The organism is Streptomyces sp. NPDC033180, from assembly GCF_055577645.1.
Genome location: NZ_JBVIPU010000013.1, coordinates 74,221 through 87,835, shown reverse-complemented (window position 1 = coordinate 87,835; position 13,615 = coordinate 74,221). Strand labels below are relative to the sequence as shown.

Here is a 13,615-nt window from a genome sequence, read left to right as displayed (position 1 = left end):
CCTGCTCGATCACGAACCTCAATCTGTCACCGGTGCGGACGGGGGTTGCGCGGACTGCGAGGCGGGCGACTGCTCCTGCTCCGGCTCCGTGGAGGGCGTCTGCGGCGCGGACGATGCGGACGGCGAGGAGGGCTCCTCGGAGGAGGGGGAGGCGGATGAGGCGGAGGGGGACGACGGGGACGCCGATGACGGTGACTCGGACGGCGAGGGGGACGGGGATGGCAGGTTCGCCGGAGGCACGGTCTTCGTGTCGCCGGCGCCCGTGTCGCCCTTGTCACGTTCGAACCAGTCGCCGCTCTTCGGGTCGTACATGACGAAGACGTTCACGACCTGGGTGGCCGGTGCCACGACCACGACGTTCGAGGACTTGTAGCCGGGCCACGCGTCGCCCGTCGGCTTCGGGGTGCTCTTCTGCGCGACGGGGGGCAGCAGCGGATTGCCGCAGGCGCAGCGCACGCGCGGCACGCCCCGGTCGTCGACGAGTACGGCGGTCCCGGCCTGGAGGACGGCCTGGTAGGCGGTGGCGGAACCGTCACGGTAGCCGTGGTTGGTGACGCGGGTGTCCATGCGCAGCTGTACGGGTGTGAGTGCCCGCAGGTACGCCGGGACGGCGGACGCGTCAATGCCGAGGACCGAGGCGAACGCCTTGTTCTTCGCCGGGTCCTTCTTCAGGGCGCTGACCTGCTTCTCCACGTCGCAGCTGCCGACCTTGCGCGTTCCGCCGTAGAGGCCGGGAGCGGCGCCGTCCACGCCGCGTGTCACGTTGGCCGACGCCGATGAGCTCGGCAGGGCGCTCGGGGATGCCGGCGTCGAGTCGTCCCGGGCCGTCGACTCGGTGAAGGGATCAGGTCCCTGCTTCCCGGCGGGTTGGAGGGCGACCTCGCCGCCGGATTTCGAGGTGCCGTCGGGCCGGGTGAGGACGACCGTCAGCACTACCGCGGCCACGAGCACGAGGGAGATCGCCGCCACGCGCGGCGCCGACTTCCACCAGGGGCGCTCCGGCTCGGGGCCCCCGCCGGGTCCCGGTTCCGGGCTCGCGCCGCTCGGCGGGGGCCCCGGTCGGTCGGGTGGACCGGGTGGGCCGCTCGGTGGACCCGATGGCCGGTCCCCGCCGGGCGGTGGCGTCGAACCGGCCTGGGTCGCGCCGGGCTGCGAAGGGCCCGAGAGCGGGCCGGACGGGGGTCCTGTGGGGCGTCCTGACGACGGCGGTTCGGCGCTCACGAACACTTCTTCCCTGCGGAGGAGACCGCTACGTACGGTTTCTTCGGTTACGCGCCTATTGTGTGTCCCGCTTGCGTGTCCCGCTTCCCGGGAGCCCGCGAGCCGACGCGGTCGGCCCTCCCGAGGGGCGGACCGCCGCCGCGCTGCTTAGCGTGACAACGTGAGCGACCACAAACCGCCCGGTCGGGCCCCCCACGGCTGGATCCACGCCCTGCTCGCCGTGCTCGCCGCGCTGGTGACCATGGCCGTCGTCGCCGCGCTCGGCCTGTGGGCCGCCGGGGCCGCGGACCTGCCGGGCGGCGCCTTTCCCAGCGTTGTCGCGGCCGTCGTCGTGATGGCGGTCGGCGGCTCCGTCGGGCTCTCCGGAGACGCCGGGGCGATCGCCGAGACGAACGCCGGGCTCTCGGTGCTCCCCCTCTCGGTCACCCTTGCGGGAGCTCTGGTGACCGCCGCCGGGTTCCTCAGGCCACTGCGGCACCGGGCCGTCGCCGACGCCAGGGAACTGGCCGGCTGGGCCGGGCGGTTCGCGGTGCTGTGGGTGCTGCTGCTCGTCGGTCTGGGGCTGCTGGCCCGCCACCGGTTCACGATCTCGCTCGGGGAAGGGACCGCGTCCGACATCGGCGACGTGCTGGGTGCGACGCCCAGGGTCGGCTTCGAGACGGATGTGCCGCTGACCATCCTCTTCGGGCTGCTGTGGCTGGCGGGTGTCCTCGCCGTGGCGCTGCTGGTCTCGCGCGGGGCGCCGCTCCCGGGCCGCCTGGTGCGCTTCCAGGAGTCGGTGCGTCCCGCGGCCTACGCCATGGTCGTCCTGCTGCTCGCGTACGTCGCCCTGGGACTCGTCATCGGCGTGGTCGTGGCCGTGACCAAGGGGCATGCCGCCGAGACGTTCGCGGTGCTGCTGCTCGGGCTTCCCAACCTCGTCTGGCTCGCCTTCACCATCGGGCTCGGCGCGTCCTGGGAGGGCCGCGTGGACGGGCCGTTCGGACTGCCCATGCCGCGCGTCCTGGACGACGTACTGCGTACTCCGAACGACTCCACGCTCAGTCTGCGGACGCTCTCCGATCACGACGGCCGGGTGTGGTGGCTGCTTGTCGTCGCGGCGGCCCTGGTCCTGGGGGCCGCGTTCCTGATGGCGGCGCGTTCGCCGGCCCGGATGCGGGCCTGGCAGCACGCCGTGCACATGGCGGTGGCCCTGACCCTCACGGTGCTCGCCGTCTGTCTGCTCGCCCGCGTCTCCGCCCACTACGGCCTGTCGCTCCTGGGCATCGGGGATCTGGGCGGCGGCCTTTCCGGCCTGGTGAAGCTGCATCCGCAACTGGGGATGGCGCTGGTCCTCGCCGTGGCCTGGGGCCTGGTCACCGGTTTCATCGGCGGCTTGCTCGCACGTCCGGTGCACCGGCGGGGTGAGGTACGCCAGGACGGTTCCTCACCGTCCTAGCCGCCGGAAGACCGGTCGCGCCCAGCTCGGCGGCTCCGGAGGCGCCCCGGGGTCCGTCGAGGCTCCCACGACCCGCAGATCCATCTGCGTGGGTGCGTGTCCCTGCGCGCTTCCCGTGGCCGCGGCGCGCAGTGCGGCCACGAATTCGAGGCAGGAGCCGTACCGGTCCTCGGGCCGCTTGGCCAGCGCCTTCGCCAGGACGCCGTCGAGGGCGGCGGGAACCTCGGGGCGCTTGTCCGTCAGCGGGGGCGGCTGGTCGTACTGGTGGGCCCAGAGCAGCGCCATGTCGTCGTCGCGCTGGAAGGGCGGGCCGCCTGCCATGGTCTCGTGGACGACGCAGGCGAGGCTGTAGACGTCGCACCGGCCGTCCACGGGGCGGCCCGAGATCTGCTCCGGCGCCACGTAGTCGAGGGTCCCGACGAACTGGCCCACGGTCGTGAAGCCGGTCAGCGACAGCGACTTCTTCGTCAGGCCGAAGTCCGTGAGGTAGACGTGCTCCGGGTGGTCGCTGTCCGTGCCCTTGGCCACGAGGATGTTGCCCGGTTTGACGTCGCGGTGGACCAGGCCGTGATCGTGCGCCGCGTCGAGAGCGGAGGCGACCTGGGCGGCGATGCGCAGGGCCGCTCCCACGGGGAGCGGGCCCGATTCGTCGAGCAGATGGCGCAGGTCGAGCCCGGGGACGTACCGCATGGCGATGTAGAGCACGCCCTCGGTCTCGCCCGCCTCGAAGACCGGGACGATGTGCGGATGCTCGATCGCGGCGGCCACGCGTGACTCGTGCGTGAAGCGCTGCCGGAAGGTGTCGTTGCGCGCGAGCTCGGGGGCGAGCAGCTTCAGGGCGACGGTCCTGTCGAGCCGCAGGTCCTTGGCGCGATAGACGACGGCCATGCCACCGCGCCCGATCTCGCTCTCGACCCGATACCCCGCGATCTGCGCCCCCACCAGCTCGGAGGGCCGCCCGGCATGACTACTGGGCCCCGACGGTTCACCGCCCCCCATCACGAGCCCCGCCCCGGCGCGGCGGGCCCGCGATCACCCGTGACGGGCGGGATACGACGGGTGGGTTCTTCGTACGGAGCGGGAGCCGGCCCCTCACTGCCTCCACCCGCCGGGGCACGAGCCGCCCCCGGGCCGGCCACGGCCTCGACCACCTGCGTCGGCTCGGGATCGGGAGCGCCCGCCACACCAGCGGTGCCGACCCCGCCGTACCGCACGGGGACCCGCCCCGGACCCGTCGCCTCCACCACCTGCGTCGCCCCCGGATCGGCAGGGGACGCCGCGCTACCAGGATCCGCGTCTCCATGCGCGGCCTCGACAGCTCCCGCCCCACCGGCGGCGCCGGTCCCGTCGTACCGCGCGGAGGCCAGGTCCGGACCCACCGCCTCCACCACCTGCGTCGACTCCCGATCAGCAGGGAACGCCGCACTTCCAGGATCCGCGTCGCCCCCGCTCGCGGGCGGTACCCGCCCGGTAGGCACGTCTCCATACGCGGCATCGGCTGCCACGACCACCGGCGCGGCCTCGACAGCTCCCGCCCCACCGGCGGTGCCGACCCCGCCGTACCGCGCGGGGGCTCCCGGGCCCGCCGCCTCCACCACCTGCGTCGGCCCCGGGTCGGCAGGGAACGCCGCACTTCCAGGATCCGCGTCGCCACCGCTCGCGGGCGGTACTCGCCGGGTAGACGCGTCTCCATGCGCGGCATCGGCTGCCTCGACCACCGGCGCGGCCTCGGCAGCGCCCGCCCCACCGGCGGCGCCGGTCCCGTCGTACCGCGCGGGGGCCCCCGGGCCCGCCGCCTGCACCACCTGCGTCGGCTCCGGGCCCCCGGCTTTGCCGCCGTCCGGCGGTGCCCCGCCCGGGCCCTCCCCAGCCGCGTACGTGCTCAGTCGGGTTCCGTCGCAGTACACCCACCGCTCGTGTTCGGCGTCGTAGAGCCACATCGACTCGCCGTCCACGACCATGCCCACGCGCAGTCCGCGCGTCCGGCTTCGGAAGGACTCGCCGTCGGTTGCGCCGGACGCCAGTTCCTGCGTCGCGCGGCGGTAGCGGCTCAGTGCCTCCTCGGTTCTCGCCAGGAGCGGGGCCGGGTCCGCCGTGCGGGTCAGGGGGTGGCCCGCGGCGGGCGGGTCGCTCGGTACGGCGATCAGGAGGCGGCCGTCGACCCAGGCCGACCAGTCGTTGGCGCAGACGATGCGGGCCCAGTCGCCGAGCCGGTCGACCAGTTGTACCGGCAGCAGCGCGTCCAGCGGCGTCGTCGGGCGGTTCACGTCCGGCGCCTCCCAGGCGGGCAGCCCGTCCTGGGGGACGACATGGGTGGGACGGAAGTCCGCCGCAGTAGTCATCTCGTCCGCTCCTGATCTCCCGTGCCGCGCTCGCTATTTCCGCATGACCGCCGGTTCGTGCCGCCTCAGCAGTCTGGCGACCACGTAGCCGAACACGACCGAAAGGGCCAACAGCATGCCCATGTTGAGCAGCCAGATCCCCGCGGAGTGGCGGAACAGCGGGTCGGCGGTCAGCTCCCCCGGCACGATCCTGCCGAGGCCGATCGTCCCCGCCATCGCGCCCAGCGCCCACCGGGAGGGGACCAGCCACGCCAGTTGCTCCACCCCGGGCACCCCGTGGAGCTTCAGGAGCGCCCCGCAGAACACCACCTGGACGATGGCGAGCAGCACGAGCAGCGGCATCGTCACCTCTTCCTTGCGCACCAGGGCGGATACGAGGAGCCCCAGCATCATCGCCGTGAACGCCAGCATCGCCACCGCCACGGTGATCTCCACCAGCGGTGGGAGCAGCACACCCTCGCCGCCCGGCGCGTTCAGGTCGACGCCGAGCAGCGCCACCAGCGTCAGCACGACGGCCTGCAGCACGGTGATCGTCCCGAGTACGACGACCTTGGACATCAGATACGCCGATCTGGAGAGCCCGACGGCCCGCTCGCGGCGGTAGATGACGCGTTCCTTGACCAGTTCCCGCACGGCGTTGGCCGCGCCGGTCAGGACGCCGCCCACGCAGAGGATGAGCATCGCGTTCATCGCCGTCTCCTGCGTCAGCTTGCTCCCGGACAGCGCGCGCGCCATGGCGCCCATCACGAACGGCAGCGCGATCATGATGGCCAGGAACGTCCGGTCGGCGGCCAGCGCGGCCGCGTACCGCCGCACCAGCGTCCGCAGTTGGGACCCCCAGCTCTGCGCCTTGGGCGGTGGCGCGAAGGCCGCGACCGGGCCGCCGCCGCCCTGCGGCAGCGGCGGCTGCGCCGAGGAGTTGACGATGTACTGCTGGTGGAGGGGCGAACGCCGGTACTCCCCGGCCCAGTCCCGGTCGCGGTCCCCCTCGAAGGCCTCGAACGCCTCGGGCCATTCCTCGAAGCCGAAGAACGGGAGCGCGTCCTGCGGAGGCCCGTAGTAGGCGATCCTGCCGCCCGCGGCGAGCACGAGAAGCCGGTCGCAGCCGTCGAGGCTGAGCACGCTGTGCGTGACGACGATGACCGTACGGCCGTCGTCGGCCAGACCGCGCAGCATGTGCATCACCGAGCGGTCCATGCCGGGGTCGAGCCCGGACGTCGGCTCATCGAGGAAGAGCAGGGACGGCTTGGTGAGGAGTTCGAGGGCGACGCTCACGCGTTTGCGCTGTCCGCCGGAGAGGCTGTGGATGGGCTGGTCGACGCGCTGTTCGAGGCCGAGCTCGCGGATGACCTCGTCGACCCTGGCCCGGCGCTCCGCCTTCTCCGTGTCCTGGGGGAAGCGCAGTTCGGCGGCGTATCCGAGGGCACGGCGCACGGTGAGCTGCGCGTGCAGGATGTCGTCCTGCGGCACGAGGCCGATGCGCTGACGGAGCTCGGCGTAGTCGCGGTAGAGGTCGCGACCGTCGTAGAGGACCGTGCCGTCGTCGGCGGGGCGCAGGCCGGTGAGGGCGTTGAGGAGGGTGGACTTTCCGGCGCCGCTGGGACCGACCACGGCCAGCAGGCACTTCTCGCCGACGGGGAAGGAGATCTTGTCGAGGAGCGTCTTGCGGCCCTTGTCGACGGCCACCGTCAGCTCCTGGACGTCGAGCGACACCTCGCCGGTGTCGACGTACTCCTGGAGCTCGTCGCCCACGAGGCAGTACGCACGGTGACCGACGCCGACGATGTCCCCGGGCGAGAGTGCGGCGCGGCCGACCGGCTGGCCGTTGAGGTACGTGCCGTTGTGGCTGCCGAGGTCGACGATCTCGTACGTGCCGTCCGCGAGGACCCGCAGTTCGGCGTGGCGGCGCGAGACGACCAGATCGTCGATGACCAGGTCGTTGTCGGCGGCACGGCCGATGCGGACGGTACGGGCGGGCAGCGGGCGCACGGTCGTGGGCTGCCGGAAGGTGCCGGTGGCCGAGGGGGTGCGGACGCCGGAGGGGCGCTCGGGAGCGGCGGGCGGAGCGGGCGGGGGCGGCTCACGGCCGACGAGCACCGCGCGCGGGCCGTCCGTGACGTTCCCGAAGCGCAGGACGCTGCCGGGTCCGACGCCCCACTCCTGGACGCGCTGCCCGTCGGCGTACGTGCCGTTGGTGCTGTGCTCGTCCTCGATCGTCCAGTGGTCGAGATCGACGTGCAGGACGGCATGGTGCCAGGAGACCCGGGCATCGTCGATGACGATGTCGCTCAACGGATCGCGCCCGACGTGATAGTCCCGGCTCGGACTCATCACCGTGGAACCGGTGTCGGTCTCGATGACGAGTTCGGGCGCAGTCGGCGTTACAGGCCGCTCTCCCATGCCCGAATTCTACCCATTCGCACGCATCCACGCCTGGGCTCGGGCGCCCGCCCGACGCCACAGGCCCCCGCCCACACGCCCCGCCCGGCGTCAGACGTCCCCGTACGCCTCTCCCCCGAGCTCGAACACCGCGCTGCCCGCGGTCGCGTCCGCCAGCCAGGCCGTGAAAGCCTCGACGTCGGCGTCGGGAAGGCCGATCCCGATGGTCACCGCGTCCCCGTACCGCACGTCACGCACCTCGCGCCCCGCCGATCGCAGATCGTTCTGGATCTTGCCGGCGCGCTGGTGGTCGACCGTGACGGTGGCGAGCCTGAACCGCCTGCGGGTCAGCGTGCCGACCGCGTCGAGCGCCTCGCCGACCGCTCCTCCGTAGGCCCTGATCAGACCGCCGGCACCGAGCTTCACCCCGCCGTAGTAGCGGGTCACGACGGCGACGACGTACCGCATGTCACGGCGCAGCAGCATCTGGAGCATCGGCACACCGGCGGTGCCGCCGGGCTCCCCGTCGTCGCTCGCCTTCTGCACCCCGGCGTCCGCCCCGATGACGTACGCGAAGCAGTTGTGCGAAGCGGACGGGTGCTCCTTGCGGATGCGCGCGACGAAGTCCTGCGCCTCATCCTCCGTGGCGGCGGGCGCGAGGGCGCACAGGAAGCGCGAGCGGTTGATCTCGGTCTCGTGCACGGCCTCGCGGGCCACTGTGCGGTACTCGTCGTGCATTCCGCCAGCCTAGGCCCCCGCTCGGGGAGCGGCCCCGGTACGGTGATCCGTTGTGACGTCGCCCTCGAATCGCCTACGCCAAGTACCCGGTGACACCGACGTGTTGGGGTCGCTGCTCGCCGCGGCACCCGTCACCGCCGTGGAGACCCGCGAGGACCCGGCCGACCCCTTCCTCTTCCCCGAGGAGGCGGAGGTCGTGGCGCGGGCCGTGGACAAGCGGCGCCGCGAGTTCGCCACGGTCCGGCAGTGCGCCCGCACCGCCCTGGCCGGGCTCGGCGTGCCGTCCGCACCGATAATGCCCGGACCCAAGGGTGCGCCGCGCTGGCCCGACGGCATCGTCGGCAGCATGACGCACTGCGCGGGATACCGCGCGGCCGTCGTGGCCCGCGCCTCGGCGGTCGCCTCCGTCGGCATCGACGCGGAGCCGGCCGCTCCGCTCGCCGACACCGATGTCCTGAAGCTGGTCTCGGACGAGACGGAGCGTGCGGCCCTCACCGATCTCGGCATCCGGCATCCGGACGTCCCGTGGGACCGGCTGCTCTTCAGCGCCAAGGAGTCCGTCTACAAGACGTGGTTCCCGCTCACGGGCCGCTGGCTCGGCTTCGAGGAGGCGCGGGTGGATCTGTACCCGGACGGCACGTTCACCGCGGCGCTCCTCGTCCCCGGGCCGACGGTGGCGGGGCGCGAGCTGACAGGCTTCGAGGGCAACTGGCTGATACGTGACGGCATAGCGGTCACCGCGATCGTCCTGCCCCTCACTCCTGCCCCGCCCGGTAGGTAGGGTTCCCGCCCAGCCAGGTGCCGAGCACCCGCACATGGCGGATGGCCATCGGGTCCGCGGTGCGCGGATCGGCGGAGAGCACCACCAGGTCCGCGGGCGTGCCGGGCACGAGCGCGACGCGGTCGTCCGCGCCCGCCTGATGGGCAGCGCCACTGGTGGCGGCGGCGAGCGCCTGCTCCACGGTGAGGCGTTGGTGCGGGGTCAAGGCATCCTCCGGCGACCCGTCGAACGTGCGCCGAGTGACGGCGACCTGGATGCCCTCAAGGGGCTCGTACGAGCTGACGGGCCAGTCGCTGCCGAAGGAGAGTCGCGCCCCGCCGCGCGCCAACTCCCCCATCGGATACTGCCGGTCGGACCGTTCGGCGCCGATCCGCGGCATCGAAAGCTCGGTCTGCAGCGGGTCGGGCTGCGCCCACAAGGGCTCGAAGTTGGCGATGACGCCGAGTGCGGCGAAGCGCGGCAGGTCGGCCGGGTCGACGAGCTGGACATGGGTGACCACGGGCCGCCGGTCCCAGGCCGGATTGGCGCGGATCGCTGCCTCCACCGCGTCGAGCGCGGCCCGCACGCCCGCGTCACCGATGGCGTGGATGTGCGTCTGAAAGCCGTCGGCGTCGAAGGCGCACACCGCTTCGGCGAGCGCGCGCGGCTCCCACACGGGCATGCCGCAGCTGTGCGGCGCGTCCAGATAGGGGTCGAGCAGAGCGGCCGTACCGCCCTCGATCACGCCGTCGCTGAAGTACTTCACCGTGCGCGCGGACAGCAGCGGGCCGCCCTCGGCGGCCACACGCACCCGCGCCACGTCGAACTGACTGCGCTGGTCGCGCCAGTGGTCGGGGTCGGCGCGCTGGGCCAGGTCGACGCGGACGCTCAGCGCGTCGTGCCGGGCCGCCGCGAGATAGGCGTCCACCATCTCCGGCTCGACCCAGGCGTCCTGCACCCAGGTGATGCCCGCTCGCGCGTACGCCCGGCTCGCGCGGCGCACCGCTTCGACCAGTTCGGCCTCCTCGCGTGCGGGCACCTGGTCGAGCACGAGGTCGCAGGCGTGCCACTCGCGCAGGGTGCCCATGGGCGTGCCGTCGGGGCGCCGGACGATCCAGCCGAGGCGCGGGTCCGGCGTCGAGTCCCGCACGCCGGCCCGGCGCAGCGCCTCCGAGTTGCACCACACCGTGTGGTAGTCGTACGCCCGCAGTACGACGGGCCGTTCGGCGACGGACGCGTCGAGCCACCGGGCGTCGAACTCGCCGTCGGGCGCGAGAGCGGGGTCGTAGGACGCGCCGACGATCCACTCCGCGTCCGGATGCGCTGCGGCCCACCGGCCGACCTCCGCGACGATCGCGTCGACCGAGGTGAGGTCCTTGATCTGCGGGCCGAAGCTCTCCAGACCTCCGAAGAGGGGGTGGGCATGGCCGTCGCCGAAGGCGGACATGAGCATCCCGTCCCCCAACTCGACGATCTCGTCCGCCACTTCCGCGAGCCCGCGGGCCCGGTCCCCGAGCGCGATGACACGTCCGTCGCGCACGGCGAGTGCCGTGGTGTCCGCGTGGCGGTCGCTCCCGGTGCGCACCCGCCCCAGGAAGACCCGCGTCAACGTCTCGTCCGCCATGTTGTTCCGCTCCTGAGTCACACGCTCTCCGCGTCCACTGTCGTCAGCCGTTCGTATGCCCGCGGCGCGCGCCGCCGCATCCGCAGGGCCAGTGCCGCTCCCGCCACGAACAGCACCGGCAGCGGCGCGATGAGCGCCGCGTTGACGCCGCCCGAAGCCCCCGTGAGGAGATCGAGGTTGGCGCACACCAGGGCGATCAGTACCGCCAGGCCCACGCAGGCGACCAGCGGGGCCGCGACCACCCGCCAGGCGGGCATGCCCCTGCGATCGCGCCGGAAGAAGCCGTACACCGCGAGCGCGGCGAGCGCCTGCATCAGCATCACGCCGAGGATGCCGGAGCCGTTGCTCCACAGGAAGGTGACGGTGTACGGATCGGCGCCGCTGACCAGGGTCACGACGACCACGGCCAGCGCGATGGCCGACTGCGCCACGACCGCCGTGGCGGGGGCCCGCGTCTTGGGGGACACGGTGCCCAGGCGGCGCGGCAACAGCCCTTCGCGGCCCAGGGCGTAGAAGTAGCGGGCGGCGCCGTTGTAGAAGGCGAGTGTCGCGGCGAAGGCGCTGGTGATGATCAGCACCTGCATGGAGTCGGCTGCCCAGGCGCCCGCGAACCGTTCGGTGGCCGTGAAGACCATGTCGGCGCCGCCCTCCCCGTTGGCGACGGCCTGGGCGCGGCCGGGTCCGTACGCGTTGATGATCGTCCACACCGTGACGGTGTAGAAGAGCGCGAGGAACGCCACGGCGATGTAGGTGGCCCGCGGCACCGCGCGCTCCGGTTCCCGCGCCTCCTCCGCGTAGATGGCGGTCGCCTCGAAACCGACGAAGGCACCGACAGCCAGCACGAACATGCCGCCCACCCCCTCCCCGCCCAGGTGTTGCGGCGAGAGCGTGCCGAGGTCGAGGCCCTGCGGCCCGCCGCCGTGCGCGATCAACCCGGCCTCGAAGACCAGGAGTACGAGAACTTCGAGGACGAGGGCGACGCAGAGGACCTTGGCACTGAGCGTGACCTTCAGATAGCCGAGGACACCGATCGCGACGAGCCCGGCGAGGGACCAGATCCACCAGGCAACGCGGACCCCGGTCAGATCCTCGAACCCTGACTCGGTGAACCATCCGAAAGCGACCAGGAGTCCGGCCTCGATGGCGTTGTACGAGAAGAGCGCGACGTACGCCGACCCCGCTCCCGCCGGGCGTCCGAGCCCGCGGCCGATGTAGGCGTAGAAGGCGCCCGCGTTGCGGACGAAGCGGCTCATCGCGGTGAACCCGGCCGCGAAGACGATGAGCAGCAGCCCCGATATCAGGTAGCCGAGGGGCGCCGCCCGACCCGCCATCCCGATCGCGAGCGGGGCCACCCCGGCCATCACGGTCAGCGGCGCGGCGGCGGCCACGACGAAGAAGACGAGGTCGCCCGTGCCGACGGCACCGCCGCTCAGACTTTCGGCGGCGTGGGAGGTGGGTGCGGTCACGCGGGCACTCCAAGGAGTCGGGCGGGGGCCGGGTGGGCACGTCCGTAAAACTAAAGCCTTTAGTCCGAGCTGGGCAGGACCGTACTCTGCACACGGGCGGCTGTGAAGACCCCGTCCACGGGAAGGCCCCACCCAGAGACGGGAGTTGCCAGGCCATGGGCAGAGGGAGACCGCGCATACCGGTGCTCAGCGCGGAGTTGATAGCGCGAGAGGCCCTCGCGCTGATCGACGCCGAGGGGGCCGGCGCGTTCAGCCTGCCCCGCCTGGCCGCGCGGCTCGGCGTGAAGACCGCGTCGCTCTACAACCATCTGGACGGCCGCGCCGAGATCATCGAGGGCGTACGGCGTCTGATCGTCGAGGAGATGGACGTCTCCGCATTCGACACGTTGCCGTGGCCCGACGCCCTTGCCGCGTGGGCCCGTTCGTACCGCGACGCCTTCGCCGGGCATCCGCACTCCATCGAGCTGCTCGCCACCACGACCATCAGCTCGCCGGCCACGCTCACCATGTACGAGGCGGTCGTGGCGGCACTGGCCCGTGGCGGCTGGCCGCAGGAGCGGCTGGTCGCGGCGATGACCAGCGTGGAGTCCTTCCTCATCGGCTCGGCGCTCGACCTCGTGGCACCGCCGCTGATGATCGACCCGGCCGGGCACGCGCCACGGGTGCCCGTCCTGGCGGCGGCGCTGGAGAGCGCCGTCGGCGGCAACAAGGCGGGGCGTGCCGAGGACGCCTTCGCGTCGGGGCTCGACGCGCTGGTCCGCGGCCTGGTGGCGCAACTCGCCCAATTCCGCGGGGAGCAGGCCACCGGGTGAGCGTCCGTCGCACCGCCCGTCCCTGAAAGCTGTCGGGACGGCTGTCTTGACGGCCCGTCGAGGAGCGCCACATCGTAACGGGACGCGGTACCGAGACGCGGCACTCCGGATACTTCTACAGTGCTGTAGTTTTTACCTGCCGGCCCTGACCAAGGCCGGTACGCACTTCACCTCAGGACTTCAGGAGGACATCGTGGGAGTTTCCCTGGCCAAGGGCGGCAACGTCTCGCTCAGCAAGGAGGCCCCCGGCCTCACCGCCGTCCTGGTCGGCCTGGGCTGGGACGTCCGCACGACCACCGGCACGGACTACGACCTGGACGCCAGCGCACTGCTCTGCGACGACTCGGGGAAGGTCGTCTCCGACCAGCACTTCATCTTCTACAACCAGCTGAAGAGCCCCGACGGTTCGGTCGAGCACACCGGCGACAACCTCACCGGTGAGGGCGAGGGCGACGACGAGGCGGTGAAGGTGAACCTCGCGCAGGTGCCCGCCGAGATCACGAAGATCGTCTTCCCGGTGTCCATCCACGACGCCGAGAACCGCGGCCAGAGCTTCGGCCAGGTCCGCAACGCCTTCATCCGCGTGGTCAACCAGGCCGACAACGTGGAGATCGCACGCTACGACCTCTCCGAGGACGCCTCGACCGAGACCGCCATGGTCTTCGGCGAGCTCTACCGCCACGGCACGGAGTGGAAATTCCGGGCGGTCGGCCAGGGTTATGCCAGTGGGCTGCGCGGCATCGCGTCGGACTTCGGCGTGAACGTCTGACGCACGCGACTGACGACGTACACGTCTGATGTGTGCGTCATCGCGCAGTCAACCGACCATCGGCGA

General features: G+C 72.3%; 11 protein-coding genes. 4 read left to right on the top strand and 7 right to left on the bottom strand.

The window, feature by feature from the left end; all coding sequences use genetic code 11:
* Positions 1–18 precede the first annotated feature (18 nt).
* A complete protein-coding gene (locus tag ACZ5WE_RS29155; protein WP_467693361.1) occupies positions 19–1,221 on the bottom strand; it encodes a DUF6777 domain-containing protein in 1,203 nt (400 codons plus the stop codon).
* A 160-nt stretch (positions 1,222–1,381) separates the two neighbouring features.
* On the opposite strand from ACZ5WE_RS29155, the gene ACZ5WE_RS29150 reads away from it, so the two are divergent.
* Positions 1,382–2,659 (top strand): streptophobe family protein, encoded by a 1,278-nt coding sequence (locus tag ACZ5WE_RS29150; protein ID WP_467693360.1) that lies wholly within the window; start codon positions 1,382–1,384, stop codon positions 2,657–2,659.
* Here ACZ5WE_RS29150 and ACZ5WE_RS29145 read toward each other — a convergent pair.
* From ACZ5WE_RS29145 to ACZ5WE_RS29130, 4 genes are all read right to left on the bottom strand, one after another.
* Positions 2,648–3,658 carry a serine/threonine-protein kinase gene (locus ACZ5WE_RS29145; RefSeq protein ID WP_467693358.1) on the bottom strand — a complete coding sequence of 337 codons (1,011 nt, stop codon included), beginning with the start codon at positions 3,656–3,658 and terminating at the stop codon, positions 2,648–2,650. The two genes, ACZ5WE_RS29150 and ACZ5WE_RS29145, sit on opposite strands and share 12 nt — an antisense overlap.
* Positions 3,658–5,001, bottom strand: a complete 1,344-nt coding sequence (locus ACZ5WE_RS29140; protein WP_467693356.1) for a hypothetical protein — start codon at positions 4,999–5,001, stop codon at positions 3,658–3,660. Before ACZ5WE_RS29140 ends, ACZ5WE_RS29145 begins: the two co-directional genes overlap by 1 nt.
* Before the next feature lie 33 nt (positions 5,002–5,034).
* A complete protein-coding gene (locus ACZ5WE_RS29135; RefSeq protein ID WP_467693354.1) occupies positions 5,035–7,401 on the bottom strand; it encodes an FHA domain-containing protein in 2,367 nt (788 codons plus the stop codon).
* Positions 7,402–7,491: 90 nt separating this feature from the next.
* Complete coding sequence (locus tag ACZ5WE_RS29130; RefSeq protein ID WP_467693352.1) at positions 7,492–8,118, bottom strand: YigZ family protein; 627 nt, start codon at positions 8,116–8,118, stop codon at positions 7,492–7,494.
* A 100-nt stretch (positions 8,119–8,218) separates the two neighbouring features.
* On the opposite strand from ACZ5WE_RS29130, the gene ACZ5WE_RS29125 reads away from it, so the two are divergent.
* Positions 8,219–8,899, top strand: coding sequence for a 4'-phosphopantetheinyl transferase family protein (locus ACZ5WE_RS29125; RefSeq protein ID WP_467693611.1), 681 nt, complete (start codon positions 8,219–8,221; stop codon positions 8,897–8,899).
* Here ACZ5WE_RS29125 and ACZ5WE_RS29120 read toward each other — a convergent pair.
* Both ACZ5WE_RS29120 and ACZ5WE_RS29115 read right to left on the bottom strand, forming a co-directional pair.
* Entirely contained in the window at positions 8,874–10,523 is a 1,650-nt protein-coding gene (locus tag ACZ5WE_RS29120; RefSeq protein WP_467693351.1) for an amidohydrolase, read from the bottom strand. The genes ACZ5WE_RS29125 and ACZ5WE_RS29120 overlap by 26 nt on opposite strands.
* Positions 10,520–11,968 carry an APC family permease gene (locus tag ACZ5WE_RS29115; RefSeq protein ID WP_467693349.1) on the bottom strand — a complete coding sequence of 483 codons (1,449 nt, stop codon included), beginning with the start codon at positions 11,966–11,968 and terminating at the stop codon, positions 10,520–10,522. Before ACZ5WE_RS29115 ends, ACZ5WE_RS29120 begins: the two co-directional genes overlap by 4 nt.
* A 155-nt stretch (positions 11,969–12,123) precedes the next feature.
* On the opposite strand from ACZ5WE_RS29115, the gene ACZ5WE_RS29110 reads away from it, so the two are divergent.
* Both ACZ5WE_RS29110 and ACZ5WE_RS29105 read left to right on the top strand, forming a co-directional pair.
* Positions 12,124–12,780, top strand: coding sequence for a TetR/AcrR family transcriptional regulator (locus tag ACZ5WE_RS29110; protein WP_467693348.1), 657 nt, complete (start codon positions 12,124–12,126; stop codon positions 12,778–12,780).
* A 193-nt stretch (positions 12,781–12,973) separates the two neighbouring features.
* A complete protein-coding gene (locus tag ACZ5WE_RS29105; RefSeq protein WP_365822217.1) occupies positions 12,974–13,549 on the top strand; it encodes a TerD family protein in 576 nt (191 codons plus the stop codon).
* Positions 13,550–13,615 lie beyond the last annotated feature (66 nt).